This is a genomic window from Dyella sp. (assembly GCF_035503745.1).
In the GTDB taxonomy this organism is placed as follows: Bacteria; Pseudomonadota; Gammaproteobacteria; order Xanthomonadales; family Rhodanobacteraceae; genus Dyella_B.
On record NZ_DATJTC010000022.1, the window covers coordinates 1 to 14,403 of the forward strand.

Consider the following 14,403-nt stretch of genomic DNA (forward strand, 5'->3'; position numbering starts at 1 on the left):
TGCGCTGACAAGCTTTACTCTCGTTTCTCACTCCTCTTCACTCATTTCTAACTCTCAACGCATCTTGCCCAGAATCCCTTCCAGCTCGTCATTGCTGTGGTAGTGGATCACCAGCTTGCCGCGGCCGCCGCTGCCGGTGTCGAGTTCGACGCGGGTGGCGAAGCGTTCGGCCAGTTCGCGTTCCAGCGCGTCGACGTTCGGGTCGCGCGCGGGCGCGCTCTTGGCTTTGCCCTTGGGTGCGGTTTGCGCTTTACGTGCGGCGTCTTCCAGTTCGCGCACGCTCCAGTTGTTGCGCGCCGCTTCCAGCGCCAGGGCTTCGGCCTGATGCTCGGGCAGCGTGAGCAGGCAGCGCGCGTGACCCATTTCCAGCTTGCCGTCATCGAGCAGGCGCTTGATGGAAGCGGGCAGATCGATCAGACGCAGCATGTTCGACACCGCCGCACGCGAACGGCCCACGGCGTCGGCCGCCTGCTGATGCGTGAGATCGAAATCGTCGATCAGGCGCTTGATCGCGTCGGCTTCTTCCAGCGGGGTCAGATCCTGGCGCTGGATGTTTTCGATCAGCGCCATCGCCGGCACGGCCACTTCCGGCACGTCTTTCACCAGCGCGGGAATCTCGCTGAGCTGCGCGCGTTGCGCCGCGCGCCAGCGACGTTCGCCGGCGATCAGCTCGTAGCTGTTCTTGCCCAGCGCACGCACTACGACCGGTTGAATCAGGCCTTGTGCGCGAATCGATGCCGCCAGCTCGTCCAGCGCTTCGTCGTTCCAGTGACGACGCGGCTGGTATTTGCCGGGCTGGATGTACTGGATCGGCAGGGTGCGCAGCTCGCCTTCCTGTTCGATTACCGATGGCGTGCCGCTGTCGCCGCCGCCGAGCAGGGCATCCAGGCCACGTCCCAATCCACGCTTCTTAGCGGCTGACATGCTTTAGAACCTATGTATGGTTTGAGCGTAGCCCGCGCTGCCGCGGTGCGTTCGCCAGGTAGTGGTGCGCGGCGCAGCGCTTGCCTGGCTGGCAAACCCAGCCGCGCGTTGACGCATGGTGGATGCAGCGCGGCAACCCTTCGGGCCGGGGCTGTCTGCCTGCCGGGCGGCGTCCGTACGCCGTGGTGTATGGACATACACGCCTTCGTTCCTCCTTGCCCCAGCGGCAAGCAGTGCCCGCGCGGGCGACGCCAAACGATGCATAGGCTCTATTCCTGATCCATGGGGGCCGAGGCTTCCACCGATGCCTCGGCGGCGTCGCCATGCATGGCGTGCAAGGCGGCCACGGCGGCCTGCGAGCCGCGCTCGCGGCGGATGATTTCGCCGGCGAGCCCGATGTAGGCGATGGCGCCGCGCGAGCTGCGGTCGTAGAGATGGATCGGCTGGCCATGGCTGGGCGCTTCGGCCAGGCGTACGTTGCGCGGAATGATCGAGCGCAACACCTTGTCGCCGAAATGCTGGGTGAGCTGCGCGGACACTTCGTTGCCGAGGTTGTTGCGCACGTCGTACATGGTGCGCAGCAGGCCTTCGATTTCCAGCTGCGGATTCAAGTGCTGGCGCACCGCCTTGACCGTGTCGAGCAGACTGGAAAGACCTTCCAGCGCGAAGTATTCGCACTGCACGGGAATCAACAGGCTGTTGGCGGCGGTAAGCGCGTTGACGGTCAGCAGGTGCAGCGTAGGCGGACAGTCGACCAGGATGGTGTCGTACTTGTCGGCGATTTTCGCCAGCTGTTCCTTCAAGCGGTTTTCGCGTGCGAACGCGTCCATCAGCTTGAGTTCGGCGGCGGTGAGATCGCCATTGCCGGGCAGCAGGTCGTAATGCGCCTGGGTGGTGACGATGGCCTTGTCGATCGGCGCTTCGCCCAGCAGCACTTCGCAACCGCTGGGCGAGGCCTCGTGCTTGTCCACGCCCGATGCCATGGTCGCATTGCCCTGCGGATCGAGATCGATCAGCAGCACTTTGCGCTTCGCCGCGGCCAGCGCCGCGGCGAGATTGACAGCAGTGGTGGTTTTGCCGACGCCACCCTTCTGGTTGGCGACAGCGATGATACGGGCCATGTCTCGTCCGGTACCGTGCGTGTTCGAAAGGACGGCTAGATTAGCAGGAAGGGGTCGCCACGGCCCGGCGTACCTTGGCATTTGCCACGCCTTGCGCCCTCTTCCCCGCGCAAACACGGCTGGGAAGGGGCCGGCCCTGCCGGAAGCTTTCCGCGTGAAACGAAGCCGGCGAAGATGCGTCGGCCCGGCGGTAGATCAGCCGGGTAATGCCCGGCCCAACTCGATCACGTGGCGGTCCGCCGCCTCCAGCCCGGGCACGCGCAGCGCGCGGATCTGGCGCACGGCAAACGCCGGCGGCACGCCGCGCAGTTCATCCTCGGGCGTCTTGCCCTTCATCGCCAGCCACACGCCCTCAGGCGCCAGCAGGTGGCCGCCCCAGGCGAGCATGTCGCCCAGGGTGGCGAAGGCGCGGGCGGTGACGCAGTCAAACTGGCCCTGGACTTCTTCCACCCGCGCTTGCACGGCCTGCACGCCCTCCAGCTTCAGCGAGCGGATCGCCTCGCGCAGGAAGCGCACCTTTTTGCCGTTGGAATCGACCAGCAGCACGCGCCGGCCCGGCGCGGCGATGGCCAGCGGAATGCCGGGCAGACCGGGACCGGTGCCGAGGTCGGCCAGGCTGTCGCCCTGCACGTAGGGCAGTACCGCCAGCGAATCGAGCAGATGGCGGCTCACCATTTCGGCCGGATCGCGGATGGCGGTGAGGTTGTAGGTCGCGTTCCAGCGCGCCAGCAGCGCAATGTAGTCCAGCAGCCGGCCCGGCGCGTCGGCGGGCAGGCTCACGCCTAGCGCGTCGATGCCCTGTTCGAGCTTGGTGTGCAGGGCGTCGCGGTCGGTCATCGGTATTCCATGGACATGGGGGCCGCTCAGTATCGGGAACGGCGCCGCCGGATGCCAGCGCCGCAAAAAAGAAGACCCGCCGTAGCGGGTCGATACTTTCAGGACTCCCCTGCGCCGGTGCTTCTTTTAGGGCGACCTGGCTCAGATTCCCCTGTGAATCCTGTCGATCAGGCGGCTTCCAGCTCCACGCGCGTCACCATCACGCCGCGCTCGCGCAGATGTTTGTTGAGACTGCATTTCAGGCGCGCGGCCACTTCGCGGCGCTCGTCCTGGACGGCATCGGAATCGGCGTGCAGCGCATCGAGCACACCCTCGCGTATCAGCTGGTCGGCCTGCTCGATCACGGCATCGGCGCGCTCGGGTTCGAGCACCTGCCAGTACACCGTGCCCAGCAACGGCTGAGTGACCGCGGCGGAAGCATCGAAACGCAGCGTGCGGCCGCCCAGATCGATGCGGTGCCCGACCCGGTCCAGCAGCGGCAGCACCACGTGGGTGCCCGGCTGCAGCAGGCGAACGGGCTTGCCGTGGCGGTACACGCTATGCACCTGTCCCGCCGGCACACGCTTCACCGCAGCCGCCACCAGGGCGAGGACTGCGAAGAGAAGAGTGGTCGTCAGGAGGGTCATATTCTATAAAAACAACAAGTTAGGTTGGTTTTCTAAATTTTTCACGAGGCTTTATTCTACAGGCCCATGAACATCCGTGGATTAATCCTAATTTAACGGCAGTACAAACGATTTCGCAACGATTAAGCACTAACGATTTGCTGACAAATGCGAAGCATCGTCTGTGCCAGCCCCACGCCAAAAAGCATCGCCCCGCCGGTATTTCTATCGGCAGGGCGAGGACTTGGCTTGAATGAATCGCCGCGGGCGGCTTTAGAACTTGCCGGCGCGGAAATCGGCGATGGCCTGGTGGATCTGCTCGGGCGTGTTCATCACGAATGGGCCGTAGCGCGCGACCGGCTCATGTAGTGGTTGACCGGCCACCAGCAGCACACGGGCTGGGGTTTCGCGCCCGGCCACGCGCACGCACGCGCCCTTGGAAAGCACCGCCAGTTCGCTGCGCAAAAGCTTCTCGCCGGCAACCTGGGCATCGCTGCCGTCGAACACGTAGGCGAACGCGTGGTGGTTTTCGGGCAGTGGAATCTCCACGCCCGCGCCGGGCTGGACTTCGATATCCAGGTACACCGGTGCGGTGGCGATGCCCGAAACCGGACCCGTAGCGTCACCCAGCGTGCCGGCAATGACCTTGACCGTCACCCCGCTGGCCGGATGGACCACCGGGATCCGGTCCGGCGCGATGTCCTGGTAGCGCGGCTCGGTCAGCTTGTCCTTGGAGGGCAGGTTGACCCATAGCTGGAAGCCCCACATCAGGCCGTTTTCCTGCTGCGGCATTTCCGAATGCAGGATGCCGCGGCCGGCGGTCATCCATTGCACGCTACCGGGTAGGAGGTCGCCGCGATGGCCCTTGTTGTCGCCGTGCTGCATGTGGCCGGCCAGCATGTAGGTGACGGTTTCGAAGCCGCGGTGGGGATGCTCGGGAAAGCCGGCGATGTAATCGCCCGCCTGGTCGGAACGGAATTCGTCCAGCAGCAGGAACGGGTCCAGCATGTCCAGCCCTGGCTGCCCGATGATGCGCTTGAGTTTGACCCCGGCGCCGTCGGCGGTGTCGGTGCCGCGGATGCGGCGAAGGATGCTGCGCTCGGTCATGGCTTGGCTCCACTGAAAAGAACTGCCGCCCATGATGGTTGCACGCGCCGTGTCGCCCAAGTAGGGCGATACGAACGGACTGTTTCCGTGACCTCAATGCACCCAGTGGCCACTGCGCTGGCGCGGCGGCGAAGGCTGCTCGTCCTCGATGTCGCGGCTGTGGCTGAGCGCGTCCAGCTCCGCTTGGGTGGCCGGGTGCTGGTCCCAGTAGTGATTGACCGCACCCAGCACGGCGGGCAGTTGCGCCAGGCAGTCGTCGTATTCTTCTTCGCTGAGCTTTTCGAATTCCGCCTCGGCGCTGAGGATGCCTTCATCGACGGCCAGGGCCATGACCGGGCCGAGCATTTCCATCAGCGGCGGATCGTCGGCCAGGCGCTTTTCCCACAGCTGCGCGCGCAGGTCGATGCCGCGGCTGAATCCCTCGCACCAGCCGGCCGCCGACAATGCGGGACCGTTTTCGGTATCCACCTCGCCCAGGATCGGCTCGTAGGCGTCGACATCAAGCTCGGCGCTGATCGAATCATTGAGCTTGGCCAGCAGCGCCAGGACGCGGTTGCCTTCGTCTTCGTTGGCGAAGGGTTCGTGCAGCACTTCGGGCAGCCATTCGTCCGGCAGCACGCGCATGGGGCCCACCGCGATGGCCGAGAGCAGGCCGTGCACGCCGTCCAGCAGCAAGTGGCCTTCCTGGGCGTGCGCGCGCAGGTAGGCGTCCAGTTCGTCCAGTTCGCCGTCGTTGAGTGAGCTTGGCCAATCAGTAGTGCTGTGTGTCATCAGATATCCAGGTCCACGGTGACCGGAGTGTGGTCGGAAGGTCGTTCCCAGCGGCGCGGTTCGCGGTCGATGGCGGCGGCCCTGGCCGACGATTTCAGGGCATTGCCCAGCAGGATCAAGTCGATGCGCAACCCCATGTTGCGCCGGAACGCGCCCTGCCGGTAGTCCCACCAACTGTAATGGCCGGCGTCCTGTTCAAACATCCGAAAGCTGTCGTTTAGGCCCAGTTCGATGATGGTTTTCAGGGCCGCTCGCTCGGGCGGCGAGCACAGGATGTCCTCGCCCCAGCCTTCGGGATCGTGGACATCGCGGCTGTCGGGGGCGATGTTGAAGTCGCCCAGCACCACCAGCCTGGGATGGCGCTTGATTTCGCCTTCCAGGAACTGGCTGACGTGCTTTAGCCAGCGCAGCTTGTATTCGTACTTTTCGTCGCCCACGGCCTTGCCGTTGACCACGTACAGATCCACCACGCGTACGCCGCCGACGGTGGCGGCCAGGATGCGTCGCTGCGGGTCGTCCAGGCCGGGGATGTCGGTGACCACGTCCTGGAAGGCGAGCCCCGCGTCGCTGCGCGCCAGGATCGCCACGCCGTTGTAGGTCTTCTGCCCGGCATATACCGCGTGGTAACCGGCCGCGGCCAGTTCATCGACCGGAAATTTGGCGTCTTCGAGCTTGGTTTCCTGCAGCGCCACCACGTCCGGCCGGGCGTCGGCCAGCCATTGCGCCAAGTGCGGGATGCGCACCTTCAGCGAATTCACATTCCATGAGGCGATTTTCATGGGATCGATTGTAAGGGATGCAGATGACCGGTTACCGATGCGCGGCCCAGCCTGCGTTCGCGTTCGACTCGTGTACGAAAGCCCTGGCGTGCCAGGTGTTGATCCAACGCTGTCGCCAGGCGGCATGCTCGGACTGATCGCAGGCAACAGCGCGGGCAAATTCGCGCTGATCCGCGCACGCGGCCGGCGCGGTCGGCGAGGACGCGCGCATCCGCTTCTGACGGTGGGGGCGATCGTGGGTGAGGTGCCGTTTTTCCCATGGGCACGGCGACCGCCAGCTGTTAGCGTAGCGGTTTTTCCGGTAACTGTCGGACATCCCCGCCATGCGCAAACCCGCCCATCTGCTGCTGCCGTTGCTGGCAGCCCTGGTTTCCCCGCTTGCCCTCGCCGATACGCACGGCACCACCGATCCGCGCATCGATGCGCTGCTGACCCAGCTCGGCAAAGTGCGCGACATCAACGAAGTGGCGTTGTCGCCCGATGGCCATCAACTGGCGTGGGTGGTCATGACCAACGGCAAGCCGGGCATCGTGCTGGCCGACGCCAATGGCCAGCACGCGCACAACGTGGGCCTGGCGAGCCAGCCGGGCACGTGCAGCGAGAGCGGCCTGGCCTGGGCGCCCGATTCGCGGCATTTGGCCTTCCTTTCCAATTGTGCCAGCGCGCGCGCGGGGATGGGCGGCAGCAAGCAGCCGGATATCTACGTGCTGGACACGCAGGCGCAAGACAAACCCATGCATCTTGCAAGCCTTGCAGGTTACGCGCATGCGCTGAGCTGGTCGCCGGACGGTAAAACGCTGGCGTTCCTGTACGTGCAAGGCGCCACGCGCCGTGCCAGTGCCTTGGCGGCGGCGAAACCGCAGACCGGCGAGATCGGCGTGGAAGGCATCGAGGTACAGCGCGTGGCCACGCTGCCCGCGCAGGGCGGCGTGCCGCAAGCGGTGACGCCCGCCGGCAGCTACGTCTATGAATTCAGCTGGGCGCCCGATAGCCAGCGCGTGGCCTACGTCGCGGCACCCGCGCCGGGCGACAACAACTGGTGGATCGCGCAGCTCTATGTGCAGGCGGCGCAGCCCGGCGCACCGCGCACCGCGCTGGTCGATCCGCACACCGTCAGTGGGCCGTTGCGCGGCTTGCAGATCGCCTTGCCGCGCTGGTCGCCGGATGGTTCGCGCATTGCATTTATCGGCGGACTGATGAGCGATCAAGGTTCCACCGGCGGAGATATCTACAGTGTTGCGGCCAACGGCGGCGCGCTCGTGGATCTCACGCCCGGCATCCACGTCACGCCTTCCTGGCTGAGCTGGCGTTCGCCCGAGTCGATGCTGGTAACGCAGATCAACAACGGCCAGGCCGAATTGGCCGAATACACCGTGCAGGCGGACCGTGCGCAACAGCAGCGCGTGTTGTTCGTCGCGCCCGGTTACGTCGGCGACGGCACGGCACTGCTGGCGCTGTCTTTCTCGGCCGATCACAAGCTGGTCGCGTTCAGCCAGTCCTCGTTCGAGGTGGCGCCGGAGGTTTACGCCGGCGCGGTGGGCGAGGCGATGCCCAAGGCCGTCACCGCGATCAACGACGGCCAGAAGCCCAGCTGGGGCAAGGCGCGCTCGGTGGAGTGGAACAACCAGGGCATGCATGTGCAGGGCTGGCTGCTTTATCCGGCCCATTACGATCCAAGCAAGCGCTATCCGATGATCGTCAATATCCATGGCGGCCCGTCCGCCGCGGTGATTCCGCACTGGCCGTCGGTGGGCTATGGCGCGGTGCCGTTCTCTACGCTCGGCTATTTCGTGTTCATGACCAATCCGCGCGGCAGCTTCGGCGAAGGCGAGGCGTTTGTGCAGGCCAATCGCAAGGACTTCGGCTACGGCGATCTGCGCGACACGCTGGCCGGCGTGGATGCGGTGGAGAAGATGGTGCCGGTGGACGATCATCGCCTGGGCCTGACCGGCTGGAGCTACGGCGGCTTCATGAGCATGTTCGCGCCCACGCAGACGCAGCGCTTCCGCGCGGTGGTCGCCGGCGCGGGCATAGCCAACTGGCAGAGCTACTACGGACAGAACCTGATCGACCAATGGATGATTCCGTTCTTCGGCGCTTCCGTGTACGACGATCCGGCCGTCTACGCCAAAAGTTCGGCAATCAATTTCATCAAGCAGGTAAAAACGCCCACGCTGATCGTCGTCGGCGAACGCGATGCGGAGTGTCCCGCACCGCAATCGTTCGAATACTGGCATGCGCTGCGCGCGCTGGGCGTGGCGACTTCGCTGGTGGTGTATCCCAACGAGGGGCATCACTTCTACAACCCGGCCAACCAGCGTGACGTGCTGCAGCGTGCGCTCAACTGGTTCGAGAAATACCTGCCGCCGGGACAGTAAGGTTCTGGCGTAGCGCGTGTGATTCCGGCGCCGGCGGGAATCACGCGCGGGTAGAACGCTGGCCGTTGCATCACGCCATGATCCGGCGCTAAAACAATTCTCCCTGCGGCGAGCGCTCGCGCGGCGGCACGAAACGCGTGCCGTCCAGCGCCAGTTCGCGCGTACGGCCAAGATCGTGACGCCGGCACGCCAGTTCGAAACGCTTGCGCAGCAGGTCGGCAAATACGCCCTGGCCGCGCATGCGCGTAGCGAAGTTGCTGTCGTAGTCGCGCCCCTGGTTCATCTGCCGCACCAGGCTCATCACGTGTTCGGCGCGCTGCGGCGCGTGCAAGGCCAACCATTGGCGAAACAGCGCCTTCAACTCCAACGGCAGTCGCAGCACGGTGTATCCCGCGCACGCGGCGCCGGCCTGGGCTGCCTGTTCGATCACCGCTTCCATGTCGCAGTCGTTCAGCGCGGGAATGATCGGCGCCACCAGCACGCCCACCGGCACGCCCGCCTGGGCCAATGTCCGAATCGCCTTGATGCGCCGATGCGGCGCGCTTGCGCGTGGCTCGAGCTTGGCGGCCAGGTGGTTGTCCAGCGAATTGACCGAAACGAAAACCTGCACCAGCCGTTCGCGCGCCATCGGCACCAGCAGATCGAGGTCGCGCTCCACCAGCGCGTTCTTGGTGACGATGACGCAGGGGTGGCGACATTGGGCCAGCACTTCCAGCGCTGCGCGCGTGATGCGCCAGCGCTTTTCGATCGGCTGATACGGATCGGTGCTGCTGCCAATGTTGATCGGGCTCACCACGTAACCTGGCTTGGTCAGCTCCGCGCGCAACACCTGGGCGAAGTTGGTCTTGGCGCGCAGTTTTGTTTCGAAATCCAGGCCCGGGGAAAGATTGAGATAGCTGTGCGTGGGTCGGGCGAAGCAATAAATGCATCCATGTTCGCAGCCGCGGTACGGATTCATCGCCTGGCTGAAGTGGATGTCGGGCGAGTCGTTGTGTGTGATGACGCTGCGTGCGCGCTCCTCGGTGACCTGTGTGCACGGGCGCGGCGTTTCTTGATCCAGCACCGCTTGTTGCCAGCCGTCATCTTCGGCGTGGTGCCGGATCGTCTCGAAGCGTCCTTCCGGATTGGAAGCGGCGCCACGGCCCTTGAATGCGGTGGGGTGCTCAGCCATCGCTCCATCATGCATGCGCGCCATCTCAGACGGTGCGACACTCAGGGTTGCGCGGCATCGCGCAGTTGCTGGTCCAGCCAGGCTGCCATCGCCGGCAGGGGATAGTTTTGTTCGAGCTGCCGCTGCATCTCGTCGAACACCGGCGGCGAGATGGTCCAGCCGAGCGGCAGCGGATAATGGCCGGGACAAAGACGCATATGCCAGAGCACGTCGCCGCCATTCGGTTCGGCGGCATCCAGGTGCAGCGAGGCGAGCAATTGGGCGCGGGCAAATTCGCCGCGTGCGTCGCGCGTGCCGAGCAGGGCGATCGCCGGTGCAAGCACATCGCCGTAGCTGGCACGTTCTGTGGCGCTTGGCACGCGCGGGCATGCGGCCGAATACAGAGGAAGCGGGTGGTCGGGATCGTGCGCGTCGACGAAATCGTGCAGGCTCGGGTCGTTGCTGATGTGTATCACGATGAAGCGTAGCGGCTGGTGTTGCCGCGCCGCGATGGCGCGCAGGCGCCGCATGATTTCGCGCAAGGTGGTGGTGCCGGAGTTTTCGAAGTAACCGCCATCGACCAGCTGCAGCGAAGGAAGCGCCGCGGATGAAGCGTGGGCCGGCGCGGCGGTTTGCAACGTGCCGGCGGGACTGAAGTAGGTGAAGCGCGCACTGTTGAGCACGGCCTCGCTCAGCGGCATGCGCGGGTCGAGCCAGCGCGAGCCGTCGTAGGCCGTGGTCCATGGGCTGTTTGCGAACGGCTGGAATGGATCCTCGATGAAACGCCATCCCTGGCCCACGGTAGTGCTGTTGAAGAACAGTGCGGGCGCGTCGATGTTGGCGCTGCCATCGGCGTGTTCGTATAAGTTGGCAAAGGGCGCGGACCATGACGTGATGCCCTGCGCGCCCGCAGCCTGTTCCCACGCGCGTGCGAGCGCGCGTCCGCGGTCGTCGAACAAGGCGAACGGCAGCCAGCGTTGGGTGAAATCGACGAACCACGTATTGGCCATCACCGGCGCCAGGAAATCGTGGTTCAGCATGTTCTCGCACAGTGCCTGCGCGGACAGGCCGGTATGCGGTGCCACTTGCAAGCTGGTGACGTAGGCCGCAAGCCCCATGCTTCCGCCCGAAACGCCGCTGCCGGCGAAAAAGTAGCGTTCGAACACCGGCTCGCCGCCGTTCGGCGGCGACGTCCGATCGACCAGCGCGGTAAACCGGCTTAGCACCATCGCCGTCCATGCCGCGCTGCGCAGGCCGCCGCCTTCGGTGGATACCACGATCACCGGGCAGGCACGTTGCGGCACGCAGCGGCTATCGAGCCATGCGCGCGCATAGGCGTCGAAATCCGGGCGTCGATCCGGCGGCGGCGGGGCGGGCCGCTGGTGCGTGCTCATCGACGGATACTGGCGCACGCGGTGGTTGTCGTTCAAATGCAACGCCTGCAGCGTTGCGGCTGTCAGCATCAACAGGCTGATCAGCGGCAAGCCGCGGCGGTCGGCGAGCATGCACAGGAATCCGCCACTCATGCAGAAGAAGCTGCCCACGATCAGCAGCACCGCCAGCGTACCCATGCCATCGAACTGGCGCGGCTGCAGCACCACCAGACCGGTCACCAGCACATTGAGCAGCAAGCTGGCGATGAAGATGCTTAGCGGCAGCATGCCAAGTGCGCTGATCGACTGCACGCGCGATTCAACCGCCTCGGCCGTCGCTGGGCCGCTGTTCCTGTTGCGTGCCTTCACGAACCATTGATGTCCGGTAAACAGCGCGATCATCGCGGCGGCTTCGATCAGCAGGCCCGCGCAGCGCAGGTCGCGGCGATGGCACGCCTCAAGGGTGCTGCAACTGGCTTGCGGCGCACCGCGCAACGCCAGCGCGTAGCCGAACAACAGGAGCAACGGCGCGCTGGCGCCCAACACCCTGGGAATCCACCGGCGCAACGGTGCGGCGCGCGGATCCTGCAGCGACGGCCAGCGCGGATAGGTCAGGCGATAGGCGTGATAGGCGCTGTACCAACCCGCCCAGCCCGCCATGGCCGCGGTAGCCAGCAGGAAGACGTAGCGGGTGCTGCTGGGATCGGCCCACATCGCGATCAGGAACAGCTCCGAAACCTGTTCGACGTTGCTCACCACCACCGTGGCGAAGGCCAGCACGAGCAACGGCACGCGGACCGGCTTGGCGTGGTCCAGCGCAACGCCGAGCCACTGGACCGCGCCCAGGACCGCCGCCCATGGCTGTCGCCGCAGGGACGTGGATGAAGCCCGCTCTGCCATCTATCTGCGTTCCTGTGCCGGTGGGCCTCCATAGTAAGCACAAGGCGGCACCGGACTGGTGCCAGGGATCGCACTGGCGCGCCGGCCGCCAGCGTATGATGCGTTTGGCGCTTTCGGTGGCGGAAGGGGCTTGTCATGCGTTGGTTATGGCTGGTTGCAACGTTGCTGTCATGGATGCTGTGCTTTACCCGCCACGGCGCCGGCGCGATGATGGTGTGGTTGCTGCTTGGCGTCCTGGGCGCGGTCGCCACGGTACTGATGTTCGCGCAGGCACGCATCCGTGCCGTTGCGCGGCCGGAGCCGCCGATCGAGCTGATGCGCCGTTCAGACGATTTCAACAAGCCTCCCCAGGCATGATGTTGCACTGCAACTTTGGCGGTTTAGCCACCCGAACGCTACACTCGAACGTTGATGGTTGACGCCAGCAGCGCAGGTGTCGCGCCGTTTCCCCTGAGTGCGCTCGCCGATGAACGGCGAGCAGGAGGCAAGCATGTCCAAGGTCTATCCGGTCGATCCCACATTCGCCGCCAAGGCGCGCCTGCGCAAGGATGATTACGAACACTTGTACGCCGAGTCGGTGGGCGACCCGGAAGGTTTTTGGAAGCGCATGAGCGAGCGGCTGGCGTGGATCAAGCCGCCCACCCGCATCCGCGATGTATCGTTCGATCCGAACGACCTGCACATCCGCTGGTACGACGACGGCCAGCTCAACGTTTCGGCCAACTGCCTCGATCGCCACCTGGCCACGCGCGGCGACAAGACCGCGATCATCTTCGAGGGCGACGATCCGAACGAGTCGCGCCGCATCAGCTACCGCCAGCTGCATACGGAAGTTTGCAAGTTCGCCAACACGCTCAAGCATCTGGGCGTGGCCAAGGGCGATCGTGTGGCGATCTACATGCCGATGGTTCCAGAAGCGGCCGTGGCCATGCTGGCGTGCGCCCGCATCGGCGCGGTTCACTCGGTGGTATTTGGCGGCTTCTCGCCCGATTCGCTGGCCGGCCGCATCGCCGACTCCACCGCCAAGCTGGTGGTGACCGCTGATGAAGGCGTGCGCGGCGGCAAGAAGATTCCTCTGAAAGCCAACGTGGACGCTGCCCTGGAGCGCCCCGGCACCAACAGCGTGGAAACGGTGGTGGTGGTGCGCCGCACGGGTTCGGCAGTGCCGATGCAATCGCCGCGCGATCGTTATTACCACGTGCTGATGGAAGGCCAGTCGGCCGATTGTCCGGCCGAGCCGATGGAGGCCGAGCACCCGCTGTTCATCCTCTACACCTCCGGCTCCACCGGCAAGCCCAAGGGCGTGCTGCACACCTCCGGCGGATACCTCGTGTATGCCGGCCTGACGCACGAGATGATTTTCGATCTGCGCGAGGATGACGTGTACTGGTGCACCGCCGACGTGGGCTGGGTCACCGGCCACAGTTACGTGGTGTATGGACCGCTGGCCAACGGCGCGACCACGCTGATGTTCGACGGCGTGCCGAACTATCCGGATTTCAGCCGCTTCTGGCAGGTGGTGGACAAGCACAAGGTGAGCCTGTTCTATACCGCGCCCACCGCGATCCGCGCATTGATGCGCGAAGGCGAAGCGCCGGTAAAGAAGTGCTCGCGCGCCAGCCTGCGCCTGCTCGGCTCGGTGGGTGAGCCGATCAATCCGGAAGCCTGGGAGTGGTATCACCGCGTCGTCGGCGACGAGCGCTGCCCGATCGTCGATACCTGGTGGCAAACCGAAACCGGCGGCATTCTCATCACGCCGCTGGCCGGCGCCATCGCGACCAAGCCCGGATCGGCTACGTTGCCGTTCTTTGGCGTCAAGCCCGCGGTGGTTGACGCCGGCGGCGCGGTGCTCGAGGGCCCGGCCGAAGGTAACTTGCTGATCACCGATTCCTGGCCGGGCCAGATGCGCACCGTCTACGGCGATCACCAGCGTTTCATCGACACCTATTTCAAGGCGTATCCGGGTAGCTACTTCACCGGTGACGGCGTGCGCCGCGACGAGGACGGTTATTACTGGATCACCGGTCGCGTCGATGACGTCATCAATGTATCGGGGCATCGCATCGGCACCGCCGAGGTTGAAAGTGCGCTGGTGTCGCATCCCAAGGTAGCCGAGGCGGCGGTGGTGGGTTGCCCGCACGAGATCAAGGGCCAGGGCATTTATGCGTACGTCACGCTGGTTGCCGGCGAACAGGGCAGCGAGGAGCTGCGCAAGGAGCTGGTGGCATGGGTGCGCAAGGAAATCGGCCCGATCGCCACGCCCGACTACATCCAGTGGGCGCCGGGTCTGCCCAAGACGCGTTCGGGCAAGATCATGCGTCGCATCCTGCGCAAGATCGGCGAGAACCAGCCCGATCAGCTGGGCGATATTTCGACGCTCGCCGATCCGGGCGTGGTGAAGAATCTGGTCGATGAACGTCTGATCCGCTGACCTCGCGCCTGGGCAAAGGCAACGCCG

Annotated in this window: 12 protein-coding genes; 3 read left to right on the plus strand and 9 right to left on the minus strand. The window is 65.2% G+C overall.

Translation table 11 applies throughout. From position 1 onward, the window contains the following. Positions 1-54: 54 nt before the first annotated feature. The 7 genes from VME63_RS08690 to xth form a co-directional block, all read right to left on the minus strand. Positions 55-924 carry a ParB/RepB/Spo0J family partition protein gene (locus tag VME63_RS08690; protein WP_325432318.1) on the minus strand — a complete coding sequence of 290 codons (870 nt, stop codon included), beginning with the start codon at positions 922-924 and terminating at the stop codon, positions 55-57. A gap of 269 nt (positions 925-1,193) precedes the next feature. Continuing rightward, positions 1,194-2,045, minus strand: a complete 852-nt coding sequence (locus tag VME63_RS08695) for a ParA family protein (protein ID WP_325432320.1) — start codon at positions 2,043-2,045, stop codon at positions 1,194-1,196. 195 nt (positions 2,046-2,240) lie between these two features. Beyond that, on the minus strand, positions 2,241-2,882 hold the full coding sequence (rsmG, locus tag VME63_RS08700) for a 16S rRNA (guanine(527)-N(7))-methyltransferase RsmG (protein ID WP_325432322.1): 642 nt from the start codon (positions 2,880-2,882) through the stop codon (positions 2,241-2,243). Positions 2,883-3,049: 167 nt separating this feature from the next. Then, positions 3,050-3,451 (minus strand): SPFH domain-containing protein, encoded by a 402-nt coding sequence (locus VME63_RS08705; RefSeq protein ID WP_325432324.1) that lies wholly within the window; start codon positions 3,449-3,451, stop codon positions 3,050-3,052. Between the two features lie 309 nt (positions 3,452-3,760). Then, positions 3,761-4,594 carry a pirin family protein gene (locus VME63_RS08710; RefSeq protein WP_325432326.1) on the minus strand — a complete coding sequence of 278 codons (834 nt, stop codon included), beginning with the start codon at positions 4,592-4,594 and terminating at the stop codon, positions 3,761-3,763. Between the two features lie 93 nt (positions 4,595-4,687). Continuing rightward, positions 4,688-5,365: a YecA family protein gene (locus VME63_RS08715; RefSeq protein ID WP_325432328.1), complete on the minus strand. Its 678-nt coding sequence runs from the start codon at positions 5,363-5,365 to the stop codon at positions 4,688-4,690. Further along, positions 5,365-6,144 carry an exodeoxyribonuclease III gene (xth, locus tag VME63_RS08720; RefSeq protein ID WP_325432330.1) on the minus strand — a complete coding sequence of 260 codons (780 nt, stop codon included), beginning with the start codon at positions 6,142-6,144 and terminating at the stop codon, positions 5,365-5,367. Before xth ends, VME63_RS08715 begins: the two co-directional genes overlap by 1 nt. A 323-nt stretch (positions 6,145-6,467) precedes the next feature. On the opposite strand from xth, the gene VME63_RS08725 reads away from it, so the two are divergent. Continuing rightward, on the plus strand, positions 6,468-8,522 hold the full coding sequence (locus VME63_RS08725) for a S9 family peptidase (protein ID WP_325432332.1): 2,055 nt from the start codon (positions 6,468-6,470) through the stop codon (positions 8,520-8,522). 88 nt (positions 8,523-8,610) lie between these two features. Here the strand turns inward: VME63_RS08725 and VME63_RS08730 are convergent, their stop codons facing one another. Continuing rightward, the gene (locus tag VME63_RS08730) at positions 8,611-9,693 is read right to left on the minus strand and encodes a PA0069 family radical SAM protein (protein WP_325432334.1); all 1,083 of its coding nucleotides are present in this window, start codon (positions 9,691-9,693) and stop codon (positions 8,611-8,613) included. Between the two features lie 41 nt (positions 9,694-9,734). Further along, positions 9,735-11,945, minus strand: a complete 2,211-nt coding sequence (locus tag VME63_RS08735; RefSeq protein WP_325432336.1) for a hypothetical protein — start codon at positions 11,943-11,945, stop codon at positions 9,735-9,737. A gap of 135 nt (positions 11,946-12,080) precedes the next feature. Here VME63_RS08735 and VME63_RS08740 point away from each other — a divergent pair, with 135 nt between their 5' ends. Together VME63_RS08740 and acs are read left to right on the plus strand one after the other, a co-directional pair. Then, positions 12,081-12,302 carry a hypothetical protein gene (locus VME63_RS08740; RefSeq protein ID WP_325432338.1) on the plus strand — a complete coding sequence of 74 codons (222 nt, stop codon included), beginning with the start codon at positions 12,081-12,083 and terminating at the stop codon, positions 12,300-12,302. A 133-nt stretch (positions 12,303-12,435) separates the two neighbouring features. After that, on the plus strand, positions 12,436-14,376 hold the full coding sequence (gene acs / locus VME63_RS08745; protein WP_325432340.1) for an acetate--CoA ligase: 1,941 nt from the start codon (positions 12,436-12,438) through the stop codon (positions 14,374-14,376). The last annotated feature ends 27 nt before the right edge of the window (positions 14,377-14,403 follow it).